Below are 16,738 nucleotides of genomic sequence, written 5' to 3' on the forward strand. Positions count from 1 at the left end.
CGAGCAGGCTCGCTCCCACAGGTTCTGTGATCGACACCGAATCACTGTGGGAGTGAGCCTGCTCGCGATAGGTTTTTCAGACGTTCTGGTTTTTCTGATACTCCGCCAAAGCCGGCAGCAGCTGCAGATCAATCGCCCGGCGCACGGCGGGCAGGATGGTGGCGCCGCTGATGTACATGTCCTTGACCATCTTGCGCAGTTCATTGGCGCGGGCCGTGTCCAGCCCGCGCACCGCACACTCGCAGGCCTGTTCGGCGGTGGAGCCGCTGGGTATTTGCAGCCCCAGGGCCTTGAGCTGGCCCAGCAGGTCTTCCTGGTCGATCAAATCGGCGTACATCATGACGCTTTTCCTTGTTCAGGGATTGGGGTCGTGACTCGATTCTGGTAGCCGGCCGAAGCGGCGGCAAGGGCAAATGGTCGCGATGTCATGAATGACTATGGGGGCGTCGTTTTCGGCTAACTTGCCCAGGCCTGGACTGGGCACACTGGCCCCAAGCTGAATCACGACGGTTTGGTCACCCTCGCGCAACAGCTCCTCCAGTAACGCAACTGCCCCGATCCAGTCACGGCTTGATCGGGGATTTTTTTGCCTGGGTGAATCAGAGGGTGATGGGGTGTCGGACAGACCGCTATCGCGAGCAGGCTCGCTCCCACAGGGGCTCTGTGTCGTGCACAAGGTCTGTGGGAGCGAGCCTGCTCGCGATGAACGATGACGCGGTCTACCGTTGCAACACCAGAATCTTCGACAGCAACTCATCGCGATCCACATAGCACCCTTGGAAATGTCGAGCTCCGGTGGCCGGGTCGAAGGCATTGCGGGCGTGCAGGGTACGGCGGTTGTCGAAACACCACAGTTGGCCGGGTTCAAGCCTTTGCATCAGGCGGAACTGCGGCTCGCGAGTCAGCGCTATGAAGCGGCGGTAGGCACGGTAGAGCCTGGGCATCTGCTCGACCGAGGTGTCGAACGGCCCGCGCAGAAAGTTCGCCATGCGGATCTCCGAGACCTGTCCCAGGGCATCCAGCGCGATAATGGGCGCCAGGCAGCGGTAATCACTGTGGCGGTCCTTGTTGCGAAACTCCACCGGGATTTCACACAGCGCGGCAAAGGCCTCGGGGTCTTCCTGGCGCAGCGCCTCGGCGATGGCGAAACCGTCGACAAATAGGCTCTCGCCGCCGTCGGCGTCATTCACCAGGCAATGCAGAAACTGTAATCCTGGTTGCAGCTCCCGGGTGGGTAGGTCGCTGTGCAGTGGCAGGTTGAAAGCGGTGTAGGCGTTACTGTCGGCATCGGCCTTGGATTGCACGTTGAACAGCACGCCGAAGTTGCTCTGGCGGATGAACGAAATCTGCTGGGCGATCAGTTTCAGCGAGCCGGGTTCGGTGGGTACGCCGCGCACCTGGGTCAGGCCGATGTCGCGCACCGCCAGCAACCATTGCAACAACGTATCGGTGTCGTCCATCAGCGCCTGGTAATCAAACACCGGCAGTTGCAGGTCGTGCCGCCAGAGCTGGCGCTTGGGCTTGCTCGCCAGGCGTTCAGCCCTGGACTGATCATCGTAGGCATGGGCACGCAGCCAGCCTGGGTCGAAACGGCTTTGGTGGCCGTCCTGCCAATCCACGCACAGGCAGCCTTCACTGTCGAGACGGGTCGCACGGGGGGCCAGGTCTTCAGGTACATCGACGATTTCCAGCACCTGCTCGCGGGTCACGGTGTAGACGCACTGTGGGCAGGGGCAGTTGTCCCGCAGCCACTGATGATGGAAGGGGCTGATCCGACCGTCGGCCCAGGTGACCTGCACCCGGTCGGTCAAGGGCGTCACTGCGGTCAATGCACAGATCAGGGGATAACGGCGGAAGTCGGCAAAAGCGGCGGCGGTGTTCATGGCGATCTCCTGTTCGGGTTTTATCGGGCCGGCGGCAATGCGATGACCCGGCCGATATAGGCCGGCGGCGACAGGTCGGATTGCTCCGTGAGCAGGGCTTTGAGCTTGCCCAGGGTCTGTTCCGTGAAGGGCGCCGAGCGCGGGCCAGCCAGGTCGACGTGCAGCAGCATCTGCTCGTTTCCGGCCAGTTCCTTATCGCCGCCGACCAGGTGCAGGCTGTGGTAGAGATGCAGGCGTTTGGCGTCGTGGCCGATGATCTGTGTACGCACCTCGACCTGGGCGTCGAGCTTCACTTCGTGCAGGTAGTTCAAGTGCAGTTCGAGGGTGAACAGCGAGTGGCCGCTGGCTTCGCGGTTCTGGCTGTCCATGCCCAGGTGATCCATCAGTGCGTCGGTCGCGTAGCTGAAGATCAACAGGTAAAAGGCATCGCGCAGATGGCCGTTGTAATCGACCCATTCGGGGAGGATGCGGGTTTGGTAGGTGGTGAGGGTGGGCATGTTTCTGGTTCCGACAGTTGTGGTGACTGGGCTGGCGTTATCGCGAGCAGGCTCGCTCCCACAATGAACTTCTGGGTGAGACAGATCGCATTCACACCTCAAATCCTGTGGGAGCGAGCCTGCTCGCGATGGGGCCAGACCTGCTGATCCAAAAAACCAAGGTTTACTCGCTGAAGGCCATCCCATGCTTTTCTTTGGTGGTCTTCACCGCTTCCAGCACTGCCAGCAGGCAATCATCACGATAGCGCTCCAGGGCCGAGATGCTGCGGCTGCCCAGTTGCTCGCTCGTGCCGTCCACCACATCGTCGATCAGCTTGTCGGTCAGCTCCGGCGCCGGCAGGTAGGTCCACGGCAACTGCAACGCAGGGCCGAATTGAGCCATGAAATGGCGCATTCCGGCATCGCCACCGGCCAGTGTGTAAGTCAGGAACGTGCCCATGAACGACCAGCGCAAGCCGGCGCCAAAACGGATGGCATCGTCGATTTCGCCGGTGGTAGCCACACCGTCGTTGACCAGGTGCAGGGCTTCGCGCCAAAGCGCTTCGAGCAACCGGTCGGCAATGAAACCGGGCACTTCCTTGCGTACATGCAGTGGGCGCATGCCGAGGGATTCGTAGACTTTCATCGCCGCTTGCACCGCTTCGGGCGCGGTGTTTTTGCCGCCGACGACTTCCACCAGCGGCAACAGGTAGACCGGGTTGAACGGGTGCCCGACCACGCAGCGTTCCGGGTGGGTGGAACCTTCATAGAACTCGCTTGGCAGCAGTCCCGATGTGCTGGAACCAATCAGCGCATTGGGCTTGGCGGCGGCGCTGATCTGGCCGTGCAGCTCGAGCTTCAGCTCCAGGCGCTCGGGGGCGCTTTCCTGGATGAAATCGGCGTCGCGCACGCATTCTTCGATGGTCGCGACAAAGCGCAGCCGATCCTGGGAGGCACCGGGTGCCAGGCCTTGTTTCTCCAGTGCGCCCCAAGCGTTGGCCACGCGTTTGCGCAGCGCTGCCTCGGCACCCGGCGCCGGGTCCCAGGCCACGACGTCCAGGCCATGGGCCAGGGCGCGACTGACCCAGCCGCTGCCGATAACACCGCTGCCCAGGGCGGCGAAGGTCTTGATGTCGGTGATAAAGCTCATGGTGATTTCCTGAAAAGGGTTCGCTGATCTAAATGTGGGAGCGAGCCTGCTCGCGATGGCGCTGTGTCAGTCGGCACATCAGTCGCCTGTTTCACCGCTATCGCGAGCAGGCTCGCTCCCACAGGGGAAGGTGTCGGTTGGGTTTAGCCGCGGGTGGTCAGACCCATCTTCTTGCGCCCCTCCGCCGGCGTGAGCACGCGCGCGCCGAGGCGGCTGAGGATTTCGCTGGCGCGTTCCACCAGTTGGCCATTGGTGGCGAGCACGCCTTTGTCCAGCCACAGGTTGTCTTCCAGGCCGACCCGCACGTTGCCCCCCAGCAGCACCGCCTGGGCCGCCATCGGCATTTGCATGCGGCCGATGCCGAAGCCGGCCCACACGGCGTCCGCCGGCAAGTTGTCGACCATGGCTTTCATGGTGGTGGTGTCGGCCGGCGCTCCCCACGGGATGCCCAGGCAAAGCTGGAACAGAGGGTTGTCCAACAGGCCTTCCTTGATCATCTGCTTGGCGAACCACAGGTGGCCGGTGTCGAAGATCTCCAGCTCGGCCTTGACCCCCAGTTCGGTGATGCGCTTGGCCCCGGCCCGCAGTTGCGCCGGGGTGGAAACATAAATGGTGTCGCCGTCGCCGAAGTTCAGGGTGCCGCAATCCAGAGTGCAGATTTCCGGCAGCAACTCCTCGACGTGGGCCAGGCGGGTCAGCGGGCCCACCAGGTCGGTATTGGGGCCGAACTCCATGGGATTTTCGCCGCCGCCGATCTCCAGATCGCCGCCCATGCCGGCGGTGAGGTTGACGATGATGTCCACGTCCGCCTCTCGGATGCGCTCCATCACTTCGCGGTACAACGCCACGTCACGGCTGAACTTGCCGGTCTGCGGATCGCGAACGTGACAGTGGACCACCGTGGCGCCGGCCTTGGCGGCCTCGACGGCGGCTGCGGCGATCTGTTTCGGGGTGACCGGCACGTGTGGGCTTTTGGCGGTCGTGTCGCCAGCACCGGTGAGTGCGCAGGTGATGATGACGTCGTGGTTCATGGTGCAGGTTCCTTACAGGCGTGATGAGTCACTGCGCAGCCGATTGGCGCTGCGCAGATGGATGGCGTTTGTTCAGTTGCTGGTCAGTTTCAGGTTGTCGGCGGCAGGCTTGCCATCGAAGGTGGTAACGCCTTCGAGCCAGCGTTGCTTGTCTTGCGGATTATCCTTGAGCCATTGCTTGGCCGATTCGAGCGGGTCCTTGTGATCCAGCAGTGGCTGCATCATCCGGCTCTCGTCTTCGGCGGTGAACGTCAGGTTGCTCAGCAGACGGCTGACGTTCGGGCATTTTTGCGCGTAGTCCGGCGCGGTGACGGTCCATACGGTGGCCATGCCTTCGTTCGGGCCGAGGGCGTCTTCGCTGCCGGTGAGGTAGGTCATTTGCACGTTGACGTTCATCGGGTGCGGCGCCCAGCCGAAGAACACCACGGCTTCCTTGCGGCGCACGGCGCGGTCCACGGCGGCGAGCATGCCGGCTTCGCTGGATTCCACCAGTTGGAATTTGCCCAGGCCGAACTGGTTCTTGGCGATCATCGCCTTGATCTGGGTATTGGCGCCGGAGCCAGGCTCGATGCCGTAGATCTTGCCGCCCAACTCTTTTTCGAATTTGGCGATGTCGGCGAAAGTCTTCAGGCCCTTGTCGGCCAGATAAGTCGGCACGGCCAGGGTGGCGCGGGCGTCCTTGAGGCTGGGTTGCTCCAGGACCTTGACCTGCTTGGCCTCGACGAACGGGGTGATGGTCTGGGTCATCAGTGGGTTCCAATAGCCCAGGAACATGTCCAGGCGCTGGTCGCGGATGCCGGCGAAAATGATTTGCTGGGAGGCGCTGGTCTGTTTGGTCTTGTAGCCGAGGCCGTCGAGCAACACTTGGGTCATGGCGCTGGTGGCGATGACATCGGTCCAGTTGACCACACCCAGGCGCACGTTCTGGCACGCGGCGGGATCGGCTGCCATCGCAGCGGAACTCAGGAAGGTGGTGGTGCTGAGTGCAAGAACGCAGGAGCTGATCAGTCGTTTCATGTCGGGTTCCTCGGCAGTCTTTGTTATGGGTTCCGGCATCTGCGCGCCGGTGATGCCAAGTTACGCAGCCAGTCCGCCGGCAAAACGCACAGCGGCGACTCGCTCTTGCACTGCAGCGACCTGTGGCGTATCAAGGAGCGCACGCTACCCGCCAACCGAGTGCGCTACATGTCCCAGGATTTCTACTTCTTGTTGATGCCGGGTTTTTCGGCCATCGGTTTCATTTCGGCCATCGAACCGTTGCGGGTCGCCAACCGCTTTCGCGGTGAGTTGTACCGCTGGCATGTGTTGAGCGCCGATGGCGGGGCGGTGCTGGCAAGCAATGGCATGTCGGTCAACGCCGATGCCGCGTTGGAGCCATTGAAGAAAGGCGCGACCCTCTGGGTGGTGGCGGGGTTCGAACCGCTCAAGTTCGTGACCCCGGCGTTGGAGCGCTGGCTGCATCGGCTGGACAACGAGGGCGTCACCCTGGGCGGCATCGACACCGGCAGTGTGGTCCTGGCTGAGGCGGGGCTGCTGGAAGGCCATCGCGTAACCCTGCACTGGGAAGCGATCGAGGCGTTCAAGGAATCTTATCCACAGCTGAGTGTGACCCAGGAACTGTTCGAAATTGACCGCCGGCGCATCACCTGCGCCGGCGGCACTGCGTCCATCGACCTGATGCTGGACCTGATCGGCCAGGCCCATGGCCCGCAACTGGCGATTGAGGTCAGCGAACAATTCGTGCTCGGCCGCATCCGTCCGCGCAAAGACCACCAGCGCATGGAAATTGCCAGCCGCTATGGCATTCGCAACAAGAAGCTGGTGCACGTCATCGGCGAGATGGAAACCCACAGCGAGCCGCCCCTGAGCACCTTGGCCCTGGCCGAATCCATCAACGTCACCCGCCGCCAGCTCGAACGCCTGTTCCGCCTGCACCTGAACGACACTCCCAGCAACTTCTACCTGCGCCTGCGCCTGGAAAAGGCCCGGCAACTGTTGCGCCAGACCGACATGAGTGTGCTGGAAGTGAGCATCGCCTGCGGTTTCGAGTCACCGTCGTACTTCACCCGCAGTTATCGGGCGAGGTTTGAACGGTGCCCGCGGGAAGATCGGCGGCGCCAAGGGGATGGGCGGGAGGTGGTTTGACAGGTTTTTATACTCAACTATGTTCGCGACTATAAATTACACCTGTCGCCATAATTGAGTATGAAAGCATGCGTTGACCACCGAGGCAGGGGGCAACGCCATGTTCACCGGCTCCAATCGCGACAAGCTCGTTCGGACCTCTGTGGGAGCAAGGCTTGCCCGCGACGAAAGCGGCGCGGTGCATGGGAGAGCGAGGCGCCTGTATCGCGGGCAAGCCTTGCTCCCACACACAAAACTGCCGCAAGTCCAGTGTTTGGCTGAAAGAGGCTTACTTCTTCACCAACGCCGAACACGCCGCCTTATAAGCCTCATGCTGATACTTGTTCAGCGTCGCGGGCAATGCGAAGTCGTGTTTCTTGTTCTGCGCATTGATGGTCTGCGGCGACAGCAGCGTCACCTCACAACCCTCAAGCAACTGGAAAACCCCTTCGATCTTGAACGTGGTCGGCCCGCCGGCGAACTCGCCTTTCTTGCTGCGCTTCTTGATGGCGATGCGGTCGATACCGTTATCCACCACGAACGCCCGGACCTGGGCGGCGAACGCCTTGACGTTGGCGGCCTCGTCATCATCGTCCAGGGCGATTTTCTTGGTATTCAGCGCGACGTGACTCAACGCCTGTTGATCCAGCGAGGCAACGGCAATGATCGCTTCGCTGCCTTTGATTTCGATGCCGCAGATTTTCATGTGAATTCCTTTGCTCGATAGTGGCGTGCAGCTTACAGCTCCAACTGATCGGCATGGATACCAAAGGCGGCGGCAATTTTTTCGCGAGTTGCCCGGCGAGGTTTGGCGACTGATTCCTGCTGGGCAAACGCCGGTTGAGAAATACCCAGGCGCCTGGCGACCTCATCCTGGGTCAAGTTCAGATGTTCGCGCCATGCGCGGATGGGCGTGGCGCCGTCGACGATACGACTGACCACTTCATGAGGAATCAGATCAGGTTCCAGTTTTTTTTGCGCAACGTATTGGGCATACGGAATGACCACGAATGCAGGATTCCCGTTTGCGTCGTTTATGATCTGAATATCAGTAGGTACGTTCATCGCGTTTCTTGACCTCTTGAATGCTGACGACCTTGATCGCCCCGTCCCAATCGAACATGACCCGATAGCTACCCACCCGTAGGCGGTACGCGTAGTCATGGCCGACAAGTGCTTTGACATTCACCACGTCAGGCATCTCGGCGAGCGCCGTAACGGCGTCCCGAACCTGGGCCTGATGCAGAGAGTGCATTTTCAGAAGCTGCTTAACGGCCTTTCTGGTCCAGTGAATAGTGTTCATGGAAGAATATAAGTCTTTTATAAGATTTGCTAATCCTGACTTATATTTTCTCTAGGACCAACGTATGAACGGTGTCTGAATATTGCTCCGTAAGCGGCCCTTTATTCCTGCCCAATCGACTCCAAAAACTCCGACCGGTCATCACTCACCTGGGCCATGCAGTCGTTTTCGGCGATTTTGTAGGCTTCGCTGCCGGGTTTGGCCGGGAAGACGGCGATGGCGCAGTCGGCATCGCGTTGTTTTTGCCACAGTTGCTGGGCAACTCTGATTTTGCTGGTGATGTCGTTGAGCTGGGCCTTGTTGTCGGCGTAGAGGGTTTGCAGGCGTTCGTTGAGGCTCTGCAGGTTGTCGGCGAGCAGTTGTTCGGCGGCGGCTTTGCCGTAGGCCGAGCAGGCCAGGGTCTGGACGTCGTTTTCCACGGCGTCGCAGGGGTTGTGTTCGGTGTCTTCGGTCGCGTGGGCGACGGTGCTGATCAGGGCCAAAGCCAGGATGATTGATTTCATTGCGTTGCCGCTCGAGTCCAGTGAAAACCAGTGATGCGGCGGATTCTGGCGTAAGCCTCGGGTAAAGAACAGACGGGTAGGGTGGCCCGCTCATAGCCCTTTGTCGTGGATTGACGCTTTCGGCAATTCCCCTGTCGTTTTTGCACCCGGTCGCCAATGCACCGAGGCATATGCTGGCCCCAAAGCGCCGGCACACGATTCGGCGCATGAATCGCTGACAAAAGGGGACTGCCTGATGAGCCCAGCCGAATTGCACGCCGACAGCATCGTTATCGACGGGCTGATCATTGCCAAGTGGAACCGTGACCTGTTCGAAGACATGCGCAAGGGCGGCCTGACTGCCGCCAACTGCACGGTGTCGGTGTGGGAAGGTTTTCAGGCCACCATCAACAATATTGTGGCCAGCCAGAAACTGATCCGCGAAAACAGCGATCTGGTGATCCCGGTGAAAACCACCGCCGATATCCAGCGCGCCAAGGCTCAAGGCAAGACCGGCATCATCTTTGGCTTCCAGAACGCCCACGCTTTCGAAGACCAGCTTGGCTACGTCGAGATCTTCAAGCAGCTCGGCGTTGGCGTGGTGCAGATGTGCTACAACACCCAGAACCTGGTGGGCACCGGCTGCTACGAGCGTGACGGCGGCCTGTCGGGCTTCGGTCGTGAAATCGTCGCCGAGATGAATCGGGTCGGCATCATGTGCGACCTGTCCCACGTCGGCTCCAAGACCTCCGAAGAGGTCATCCTCGAATCGAAGAAACCGGTCTGCTACTCCCACTGCCTGCCCTCGGGCCTGAAGGAGCACCCGCGCAACAAATCCGATGAAGAGCTGAAGTTCATCGCCGACCACGGCGGTTTTGTCGGCGTGACCATGTTTGCGCCGTTCCTGGCCAAGGGCATCGATTCGACCATCGACGACTACGCCGAGGCCATCGAATACACCATGAACATCGTCGGTGAGGACGCCATCGGCATCGGCACCGATTTCACTCAGGGTCACGGTCAGGATTTCTTCGAAATGCTGACCCACGACAAAGGCTATGCCCGTCGGCTGACCAGCTTCGGCAAGATCATCAACCCCCTGGGCATCCGCACCGTGGGCGAGTTCCCGAACCTCACCGAGACGCTGCTCAAGCGCGGCCATCCAGAGCGGGTGGTGCGCAAGATCATGGGCGAGAACTGGGTCAACGTCCTGAAAGACGTCTGGGGCGAATAAAGCCGCCGCATCACTGAATCCTTAACCTGCGGCCATTAGCGCCGCAGGCATACCACGAATTTTCGGAGTTAAGTTTCCATGGCCAAAATCGCCCCTCAATTGCCTATCGAAGTCGACAGTGAAACCGGTGTCTGGACCTCTGATGCCCTGCCGATGCTCTACGTGCCGCGGCACTTTTTCGTCAATAACCACATGGGCATCGAAGAAGTGCTGGGCGCCGACGCCTACGCCGAGATTCTCTACAAGGCCGGCTACAAATCCGCCTGGCACTGGTGTGAAAAAGAAGCCGAATGCCATGGCCTGGAAGGCGTCGCGGTATTCGAACACTACATGAAGCGCCTGTCCCAGCGCGGTTGGGGCCTGTTCAAGATCCAGGACATCGACCTGGAAAAAGGCACCGCCAGCGTCAAGCTGGAACACTCGGCGTTCGTCTACGTGTACGGCAAGGTCGGACGCAAGGTCGACTACATGTTCACCGGCTGGTTTGCTGGTGCCATGGACCAGATTCTCGCCGCCCGTGGCAGTTCGATCCGCACCGTGGCCGAGCAGGTCTACGGCGGTTCCGAAGAAGGCCACGACGACGGCCTGTTCATCGTCAAGCCGTTGTAAGTCGAGGATCGCGCCATGGCTTTTGAAGCAATGTTCCAGCCGATCCAGATCGGCAAACTGACCATCCGCAACCGCGTGCTCAGCACCGCTCACGCCGAGGTCTACGCCACTGACGGCGGCATGACCACCGACCGGTACGTGAAGTATTACGAAGAGAAGGCCAAGGGCGGCATCGGCCTGGCGATCTGTGGTGGATCGTCGGTGGTTGCCATCGACAGCCCGCAGGAATGGTGGAGCTCGGTGAACCTGTCCACCGACCGCATCATCCCGCACTTCCAGAACCTGGCCGACGCCATGCACAAGCATGGCGTCAAGATCATGATCCAGATTACCCACATGGGGCGTCGCTCGCGCTGGGACGGCTTCAACTGGCCGACCCTGATGTCGCCGTCCGGCGTGCGCGAGCCGGTGCACCGTGCGACCTGCAAGACCATCGAGCCGGAAGAAATCTGGCGGGTGATCGGTAACTACGCCCAGGCGGCACGGCGTGCCAAGGCCGGTGGCCTGGACGGCGTTGAGCTGTCCGCCGTGCACCAGCACATGATCGACCAGTTCTGGAGCCCACGGGTCAACAAGCGTACCGACGAATGGGGCGGCAGCTTCGAGGGGCGGATGAAGTTCGGCCTGGAAGTGCTCAAAGCCGTACGCGCCGAAGTGGGCGATGACTTCTGCGTGGGCATGCGCATCTGCGGTGATGAGTTCCACCCGGACGGCCTGTCCCACGAGGACATGAAGCAGATCGCCAAGTACTACGACGACACCGGAATGCTGGATTTCATCGGTGTGGTGGGCTCGGGTTGCGACACCCATAACACCCTGGCCAACGTTATCCCGAACATGAGTTATCCACCGGAGCCGTTCCTGCACCTGGCCGCCGGTATCAAGGAAGTGGTCAAGGTTCCGGTGCTGCACGCGCAGAACATCAAGGACCCGAACCAGGCCACGCGGATCCTCGAGGGCGGTTACGTCGACATGGTCGGTATGACCCGTGCCCACATCGCCGACCCGCACCTGATCGCCAAGATCAAGATGGGCCAGATCGACCAGATCAAGCAGTGCGTCGGCGCCAACTACTGCATCGACCGCCAGTACCAGGGCCTGGATGTGCTGTGCATCCAGAACGCTGCGACCTCCCGTGAATACATGGGCGTGCCGCACATCATCGAAAAATCCACCGGGCCCAAGCGCAAAGTGGTCGTCGTCGGTGCCGGCCCGGCCGGGATGGAAGCGGCGCGTGTGGCCGCCGAACGTGGCCACGACGTGACCCTGTTCGAGAAGAAGGAATTCATTGGTGGGCAGATCACCACCGCTTCGAAAGCCCCGCAACGGGACCAGATCGCCGGCATTACCCGCTGGTTCCAGCTGGAACTGGCCCGGCTGAAAGTCGACCTGCGCCTGGGCGTGGCGGCGGACGCGGCGACCATCATGGACCTGCGTCCGGATGTGGTGGTGCTGGCCGTCGGCGGGCATCCATTCCTCGAGCAGAACGAACACTGGGGCGCCGCCGAAGGGCTGGTGGTCAGCAGCTGGGACGTGCTCGATGGCAAGGTTGCACCGGGTAAGAACGTACTGGTCTACGACACTATTTGTGAATTCACCGGCATGTCGGTGGCCGACTTCCTCGCCGACAAGGGCAGCCAAGTCGAAATCGTTACCGACGACATCAAGCCGGGCGTGGCCATTGGCGGGACTTCGTTCCCCACTTACTACCGCAGCATGTATCCCAAGGAAGTGATCATGACCGGGGACATGATGCTGGAGAAGGTCTACCGCGAAGGCGACAAGCTGGTGGCGGTGCTGGAGAACGAATACACCGGTGCCAAGGAAGAGCGCGTGGTGGATCAGGTGGTGGTGGAAAACGGCGTGCGGCCGGATGAAGAAATCTACTACGCGCTCAAGGAAGGTTCGCGCAACAAGGGCCAGATCGACGTCGAAGCCTTGTTCGCGATCAAGCCCCAACCGTGCCTGGAGCAGAGCGGCGATGGTTACCTGCTGTTCCGCATCGGTGATTGCGTAGCGCAGCGTAATACCCACGCCGCCATCTACGACGCGCTACGGTTGTGCAAGGATTTCTAACGGCTTGCACATAGCCCTGTGGGAGCGAGCCTGCTCGCGATGAACGATAACGCGGTCTGCCTGAGGCACCGCGGCGCCTGAATCGCGAGCAGGCTCGCTCCCACGGGAACCGAGTAAGGCATCTCGACCTGCAAGACCTGAGGTCTTTGGGAGCTTCACCATGCTGAACACCCTTCTTCCCATCCTGCTGTTCGCTGCCCTGGGCCTTGCGGTCCTTGGCGCTTTGCGGCGGGTGAACATGTGGCGCCGGGGGCGACCGTCCAAGGTCGACCTGATCGGTGGTCTTTTCGCCATGCCCAAGCGCTACATGGTGGATTTGCACCATGTGGTGGCGCGGGACAAATACATCGCCAACACCCACGTCGCCACGGCGGGTGGTTTTGTGCTGGCGGCGCTGCTGGCGATTCTGGTGCATGGTTTCGGCCTGCAGAACCGCATTCTGGGCTATGCCTTGCTGTTCGCCACGCTGCTGATGTTCAGCGGCGCGATCTTCATTGCCCTGCGTCGTCGCAATCCACCGTCACGGCTGTCCAAAGGGCCGTGGATGCGCTTGCCCAAGAGCCTGTTCGCGTTCTCCATCAGTTTTTTCCTGGTGACCTTGCCGGTCGCCGGGATCTTGCCGGCCGACTTCGGGGGCTGGGTGTTGGTGGCGCTGTTGGGCCTGGGCGTGCTTTGGGGTGTGTCGGAAATGTTCTTCGGCATGACCTGGGGCGGGCCGATGAAACATGCCTTTGCCGGGGCCCTGCACCTGGCCTGGCACCGCCGCGCCGAACGCTTTGGTGGCGGCCGCTCAACCGGTCTCAAACCTTTGGACCTGAACGACCCCGCGGCACCGTTGGGCGTTGAGAAGCCCAAGGATTTCACCTGGAACCAGTTACTCGGTTTCGACGCTTGCGTGCAGTGCGGCAAGTGCGAAGCCGCGTGCCCGGCCTTTGCCGCCGGCCAGCCGCTGAACCCGAAAAAACTCATCCAGGACATGGTCGTCGGCCTGGCCGGCGGCACCGATGCGAAATTCGCCGGCAGCCCCTACCCATCCCTTGACGGCAGGGGTAAACCGGTGGGCGAACACAGCGGCAATCCACACCAGCCAATCGTCAACGGCCTGGTGGACGCCGAGACGCTGTGGTCCTGCACCACTTGCCGGGCGTGCGTCGAGGAATGCCCGATGATGATCGAGCACGTCGATGCCATCGTCGACATGCGTCGTCACCTGACCCTGGAGAAAGGCGCCACGCCGAACAAGGGCGCTGAAGTACTGGAAAATCTCATCGCCACCGACAACCCTGGCGGCTTCGCCCCGGGCGGGCGGATGAACTGGGCGGCGGACCTGAACCTGAACCTGCTCAGCGAGGTGAAGTCCACCGACGTGCTGTTCTGGGTCGGCGACGGTGCCTTCGACATGCGCAACCAGCGCACCTTGCGCGCCTTCGTCAAAGTCCTCAAGGCGGCGAACATCGACTTTGCCGTGCTCGGTCTCGAAGAGCGCGACAGCGGCGATGTGGCCCGGCGCCTGGGTGATGAAGCGACCTTCCAGCTGTTGGCCAAGCGCAACATCCAGACCCTGGGCAAATACAGCTTCAACCGGATCGTCACCTGCGACCCCCACAGCTTCCACGTACTGAAAAACGAATACGGCGCCTTCGATGGCAACTACCGGGTGCAGCACCACAGCACTTACCTGGCAGAAGTCATCGAGGCCGGCGCCCTGAACCTCGGCCAGCACAAGGGCGACAGCGTGACCTATCACGACCCCTGCTACCTGGGCCGTTACAACGGCGAATACGAGGCACCACGCCAGGTGCTGCGTGCGCTGGGCATCGAGATCAAGGAGATGCAGCGTTCCGGTTTCCGCTCCCGTTGCTGCGGCGGTGGCGGCGGCGCGCCGATCACTGACATTCCGGGCAAGCAGCGTATCCCCGATATGCGCATGGAAGACATCCGCGAAACCGGCGCCGAACTGGTGGCAGTGGGTTGTCCACAGTGCACCGCGATGCTTGAGGGGGTGGTTGAGCCACGCCCGATGATCAAGGACATCGCTGAACTGGTGGCCGACGCTCTGCTCGAAGACGCGGTTGCGAACAAACCAGCGGCTCCGGCCAAACGTGAACCTGCGGAGGTGCACTAATGAGCGACATCATCCGCCGCGACCCTCGCGCCGAGTGGATCGCCCGTAACCGCCTGCACCCACTGCACGCGGCCATGCAACCGGTCCAGCACAGCTGGATGGGTCCCAACGGTGTCATCCGCAAGAACGTTCATGGTGTCGGATTCATCGGCCCCAACGGCATCAAGCGTATCGACCGCAGCGGCGCCCAGCAGGGCGGCGCGACCAAGCGCACCGCGGCAACTGAAGTGCAATTGCCGCTGCATCAGGTGCCGCAACCGGCGTTTTATATCTGCGTGGTGCCGGACATGGTGGGCGGTCGTCTCAGCAGTCACGACCGCGATCTGCTGGGCCTGGCCCATCAATTGGCCGGTACCGGCGGCGCGGTGCTGGCGGTGGTGTTCGGCGAGCACAAGGAAAGCACCTTTGCCACGGCCGGTGTCGACCGCTTGCTGGTATTGGAAGGCGATGCGTTCAGCGGTTATGCACCGGAACAGCGAGTCCAGGGCCTGCGGGCTGTGGATAACCAATTCAACCCACGCCATTGGCTGCTGCCTGACAGCCGCACCGGTGGCGGCGAACTGGGCCGGCGGTTTGCCGCAGCCCTGGGCGAGCGCCCGGCCACGCGGGTCTGGCAGGTCAAGGGTGAGGAGTGCATCGGTCGGGCCGGTGCCGGCCTGCAAGACCTGGCGCGGCCTTTGGCGCGGTTGATCCTGGCCGCGGCCGAATGCGCCGAACCGGTGAGCGAAACCCGCCACGAAGCCTTGCCGGTGGAGTTATCCACAAGCGTGGCCCGCAGCTTGTCGCGCATCGAAGACCTGGGCGCGGTGGCGGTGGACCCGGGCGCAATCCCGATGGCCGAAGCCGAATTCATTTTTTCCGGCGGCAACGGGGTCAAGGACTGGGCGCTGTTCCACCAGACCGCTGCGGCCCTGGGCGCCACCGAGGGTGCTTCGCGGGTTGCGGTGGACGATGGCTTCATGGCGCGGGATCGCCAGGTTGGCGCGTCCGGCACCTGGGTTACGGCGCGGGTCTACGTCGCGGTGGGGATTTCCGGGGCTATCCAGCACCTGCAGGGCATCGGCGCCTGCGACAAGGTGGTGGCGATCAACCTCGATCCGGGCTGCGACATGATCAAACGGGCAGACCTGTCGGTGATTGGCGACAGCGCGGCGATTCTCCAGGCCTTGATCGCGGCGGTAGAGGCGTACCGCAACGAAGCCAAGCGCGATGCGGCTTAAGCTAAGGATTCAACCATGAGTACTCAAGTGATCAGCCTGGTGTCCATCGGCGCCCACCCCACCTCCGGTCGGCCCCGGCGCGCCGAGCAGGATGCGCGGGCCGTGGAACTGGGCCTGCAACTGGCTGGCAACGACCTGCAAGTGCTGCACGCAGGCGACGTGGCTGAACCGGCCCTGCGCGCCTATCTGGGCATGGGCCTGGACGAACTCTACGTACTGGATAACCCCGCAGGTGCCGACGCACTGCCGGCCCTGACTGATTATCTGCGCGACGCGGGAGCCCAAGTGGTGCTTACCGGCAGTCAGGCGGAAACCGGCGAAGGTTCAGGTATGTTGCCGTTCCTGCTGGCGGAAAATCTCGGCTGGCCGCTGGTGGTGGGGTTGGCCCAGGTCGAATCCATCGACAGTGGCGTAGCCTTGGTTCTGCAAGCCTTGCCCCGCGGCCAGCGGCGACGTCTCAAAGTGCGCCTGCCGTTCCTCGCCACGGTGGATAACGCGGCCCCCAAACCCCGGCAAAGCGCCTACGGCCCGGCCCGACGCGGGGCGTTGCACGCTGAAGAAGTCGAGGTGATCGACGACGCCCTGTTGGCGGTGGCGACCCTGCAACCGGCCAAACCACGGCCCAAACGCCTGAAAGTGATCAAGGCCAAGAGCGGCGCCGACCGCATGAAAGCCGCCACGGCCAAGGCCAGCGGCGGAGGTGGGCAGGTGCTCAAAGGCGTGAGCCCGGAGGCGGGCGCCGAGGCGATCCTCAAGTTGCTGATTGAGGAAGGGGTGGTTCGCTAAATCCAGGCTCACCTTGTCCCTTGTGGGAGCGAGCCTGCTCGCGATAGCGGTCTTCCATTCACCTCCAGGTTGACTGACATGGCCCCATCGCGAGCAGGCTCGCTCCCACAAGGGCTGAGGTTTACCCACAATCCCTGTGCGCGCCTCTGTGGATAACCTGTTCGATCCTATCCAGACACCGCGCAAATCAGGCCTTTCAAGCCTTCGCTCAAAAAACGTCCAATCTGACCCGCTGCAAC

17 protein-coding genes are annotated in these 16,738 nt (G+C 61.9%); 7 read left to right on the top strand and 10 right to left on the bottom strand.

Going from position 1 to position 16,738, the window contains the following annotated elements; genetic code table 11:
• Nucleotides 1-76 precede the first annotated feature (76 nt).
• The 6 genes from T3A99_RS25910 to choX all read right to left on the bottom strand — a co-directional run bounded on the left by T3A99_RS25910 (nt 77) and on the right by choX (nt 5,557).
• The gene (locus tag T3A99_RS25910) at nt 77-340 is read right to left on the bottom strand and encodes a hypothetical protein (RefSeq protein WP_047230370.1); all 264 of its coding nucleotides are present in this window, start codon (nt 338-340) and stop codon (nt 77-79) included.
• Between the two features lie 379 nt (nt 341-719).
• Nucleotides 720-1,883: a gamma-butyrobetaine dioxygenase gene (locus T3A99_RS25915; RefSeq protein ID WP_281459764.1), complete on the bottom strand. Its 1,164-nt coding sequence runs from the start codon at nt 1,881-1,883 to the stop codon at nt 720-722.
• A gap of 20 nt (nt 1,884-1,903) precedes the next feature.
• Complete coding sequence (locus tag T3A99_RS25920) at nt 1,904-2,380, bottom strand: thioesterase family protein (protein WP_076383395.1); 477 nt, start codon at nt 2,378-2,380, stop codon at nt 1,904-1,906.
• Nucleotides 2,381-2,543: 163 nt separating this feature from the next.
• Nucleotides 2,544-3,509: an L-carnitine dehydrogenase gene (locus tag T3A99_RS25925; protein ID WP_047230373.1), complete on the bottom strand. Its 966-nt coding sequence runs from the start codon at nt 3,507-3,509 to the stop codon at nt 2,544-2,546.
• 143 nt (nt 3,510-3,652) lie between these two features.
• Nucleotides 3,653-4,540, bottom strand: a complete 888-nt coding sequence (locus tag T3A99_RS25930; protein WP_076383396.1) for a 3-keto-5-aminohexanoate cleavage protein — start codon at nt 4,538-4,540, stop codon at nt 3,653-3,655.
• Nucleotides 4,541-4,612: 72 nt separating this feature from the next.
• A complete protein-coding gene (choX, locus tag T3A99_RS25935; protein ID WP_047230375.1) occupies nt 4,613-5,557 on the bottom strand; it encodes a choline ABC transporter substrate-binding protein in 945 nt (314 codons plus the stop codon).
• A 168-nt stretch (nt 5,558-5,725) separates the two neighbouring features.
• On the opposite strand from choX, the gene T3A99_RS25940 reads away from it, so the two are divergent.
• Nucleotides 5,726-6,685, top strand: coding sequence for a GlxA family transcriptional regulator (locus T3A99_RS25940; RefSeq protein ID WP_047230376.1), 960 nt, complete (start codon nt 5,726-5,728; stop codon nt 6,683-6,685).
• A gap of 268 nt (nt 6,686-6,953) precedes the next feature.
• On the opposite strand, the gene T3A99_RS25945 is transcribed toward T3A99_RS25940, so the two are convergent.
• The 4 genes from T3A99_RS25945 to T3A99_RS25960 form a co-directional block, all read right to left on the bottom strand.
• On the bottom strand, nt 6,954-7,370 hold the full coding sequence (locus T3A99_RS25945; protein ID WP_274090681.1) for a DUF3010 family protein: 417 nt from the start codon (nt 7,368-7,370) through the stop codon (nt 6,954-6,956).
• Between the two features lie 32 nt (nt 7,371-7,402).
• Nucleotides 7,403-7,729, bottom strand: a complete 327-nt coding sequence (locus T3A99_RS25950) for a helix-turn-helix domain-containing protein (protein ID WP_076383397.1) — start codon at nt 7,727-7,729, stop codon at nt 7,403-7,405.
• Complete coding sequence (locus tag T3A99_RS25955) at nt 7,713-7,967, bottom strand: type II toxin-antitoxin system RelE family toxin (protein ID WP_047230379.1); 255 nt, start codon at nt 7,965-7,967, stop codon at nt 7,713-7,715. The genes T3A99_RS25950 and T3A99_RS25955 overlap by 17 nt, the downstream gene beginning before the upstream one ends.
• A 101-nt stretch (nt 7,968-8,068) precedes the next feature.
• Nucleotides 8,069-8,470, bottom strand: a complete 402-nt coding sequence (locus tag T3A99_RS25960; protein WP_076383398.1) for a lysozyme inhibitor LprI family protein — start codon at nt 8,468-8,470, stop codon at nt 8,069-8,071.
• Nucleotides 8,471-8,705: 235 nt separating this feature from the next.
• On the opposite strand from T3A99_RS25960, the gene T3A99_RS25965 reads away from it, so the two are divergent.
• The 6 genes from T3A99_RS25965 to T3A99_RS25990 all read left to right on the top strand — a co-directional run bounded on the left by T3A99_RS25965 (nt 8,706) and on the right by T3A99_RS25990 (nt 16,499).
• Nucleotides 8,706-9,683 (top strand): dipeptidase, encoded by a 978-nt coding sequence (locus T3A99_RS25965; protein WP_047230381.1) that lies wholly within the window; start codon nt 8,706-8,708, stop codon nt 9,681-9,683.
• A gap of 78 nt (nt 9,684-9,761) precedes the next feature.
• On the top strand, nt 9,762-10,292 hold the full coding sequence (locus T3A99_RS25970; protein ID WP_065760209.1) for a DUF5943 domain-containing protein: 531 nt from the start codon (nt 9,762-9,764) through the stop codon (nt 10,290-10,292).
• A 15-nt stretch (nt 10,293-10,307) separates the two neighbouring features.
• Nucleotides 10,308-12,368 carry a dimethylglycine demethylation protein DgcA gene (dgcA, locus tag T3A99_RS25975; RefSeq protein WP_322834948.1) on the top strand — a complete coding sequence of 687 codons (2,061 nt, stop codon included), beginning with the start codon at nt 10,308-10,310 and terminating at the stop codon, nt 12,366-12,368.
• Nucleotides 12,369-12,528: 160 nt separating this feature from the next.
• Complete coding sequence (dgcB, locus tag T3A99_RS25980; protein WP_047230383.1) at nt 12,529-14,493, top strand: dimethylglycine demethylation protein DgcB; 1,965 nt, start codon at nt 12,529-12,531, stop codon at nt 14,491-14,493.
• Nucleotides 14,493-15,713 carry an electron transfer flavoprotein subunit alpha/FixB family protein gene (locus T3A99_RS25985; RefSeq protein WP_322834949.1) on the top strand — a complete coding sequence of 407 codons (1,221 nt, stop codon included), beginning with the start codon at nt 14,493-14,495 and terminating at the stop codon, nt 15,711-15,713. The genes dgcB and T3A99_RS25985 overlap by 1 nt, the downstream gene beginning before the upstream one ends.
• Before the next feature lie 15 nt (nt 15,714-15,728).
• Nucleotides 15,729-16,499, top strand: coding sequence for an electron transfer flavoprotein subunit beta (locus T3A99_RS25990; protein WP_047230385.1), 771 nt, complete (start codon nt 15,729-15,731; stop codon nt 16,497-16,499).
• Nucleotides 16,500-16,738 lie beyond the last annotated feature (239 nt).

This window comes from Pseudomonas sp. N-137, from assembly GCF_034555295.1.
Taxonomy (GTDB): domain Bacteria; phylum Pseudomonadota; class Gammaproteobacteria; order Pseudomonadales; family Pseudomonadaceae; genus Aquipseudomonas; species Aquipseudomonas rhizophila.

What these genes read in the sequence shown, in the direction of transcription:
- T3A99_RS25965 (WP_047230381.1), top strand. Translation starts at nt 8,706, where the DNA reads ATGAGCCCAGCCGAATTGCACGCCGACAGCATCGTTATCGACGGGCTG.
- T3A99_RS25950 (WP_076383397.1), bottom strand. Translation starts at nt 7,729, where the DNA reads ATGAACGTACCTACTGATATTCAGATCATAAACGACGCAAACGGGAAT.
- T3A99_RS25970 (WP_065760209.1), top strand. Translation starts at nt 9,762, where the DNA reads ATGGCCAAAATCGCCCCTCAATTGCCTATCGAAGTCGACAGTGAAACC.
- T3A99_RS25985 (WP_322834949.1), top strand. Translation starts at nt 14,493, where the DNA reads ATGAGCGACATCATCCGCCGCGACCCTCGCGCCGAGTGGATCGCCCGT.
- choX (WP_047230375.1), bottom strand. Translation starts at nt 5,557, where the DNA reads ATGAAACGACTGATCAGCTCCTGCGTTCTTGCACTCAGCACCACCACC.
- T3A99_RS25910 (WP_047230370.1), bottom strand. Translation starts at nt 340, where the DNA reads ATGATGTACGCCGATTTGATCGACCAGGAAGACCTGCTGGGCCAGCTC.
- T3A99_RS25930 (WP_076383396.1), bottom strand. Translation starts at nt 4,540, where the DNA reads ATGAACCACGACGTCATCATCACCTGCGCACTCACCGGTGCTGGCGAC.
- T3A99_RS25915 (WP_281459764.1), bottom strand. Translation starts at nt 1,883, where the DNA reads ATGAACACCGCCGCCGCTTTTGCCGACTTCCGCCGTTATCCCCTGATC.
- T3A99_RS25940 (WP_047230376.1), top strand. Translation starts at nt 5,726, where the DNA reads ATGTCCCAGGATTTCTACTTCTTGTTGATGCCGGGTTTTTCGGCCATC.
- dgcB (WP_047230383.1), top strand. Translation starts at nt 12,529, where the DNA reads ATGCTGAACACCCTTCTTCCCATCCTGCTGTTCGCTGCCCTGGGCCTT.
- T3A99_RS25925 (WP_047230373.1), bottom strand. Translation starts at nt 3,509, where the DNA reads ATGAGCTTTATCACCGACATCAAGACCTTCGCCGCCCTGGGCAGCGGT.
- T3A99_RS25945 (WP_274090681.1), bottom strand. Translation starts at nt 7,370, where the DNA reads ATGAAAATCTGCGGCATCGAAATCAAAGGCAGCGAAGCGATCATTGCC.
- dgcA (WP_322834948.1), top strand. Translation starts at nt 10,308, where the DNA reads ATGGCTTTTGAAGCAATGTTCCAGCCGATCCAGATCGGCAAACTGACC.
- T3A99_RS25990 (WP_047230385.1), top strand. Translation starts at nt 15,729, where the DNA reads ATGAGTACTCAAGTGATCAGCCTGGTGTCCATCGGCGCCCACCCCACC.
- T3A99_RS25955 (WP_047230379.1), bottom strand. Translation starts at nt 7,967, where the DNA reads ATGAACACTATTCACTGGACCAGAAAGGCCGTTAAGCAGCTTCTGAAA.
- T3A99_RS25920 (WP_076383395.1), bottom strand. Translation starts at nt 2,380, where the DNA reads ATGCCCACCCTCACCACCTACCAAACCCGCATCCTCCCCGAATGGGTC.
- T3A99_RS25960 (WP_076383398.1), bottom strand. Translation starts at nt 8,470, where the DNA reads ATGAAATCAATCATCCTGGCTTTGGCCCTGATCAGCACCGTCGCCCAC.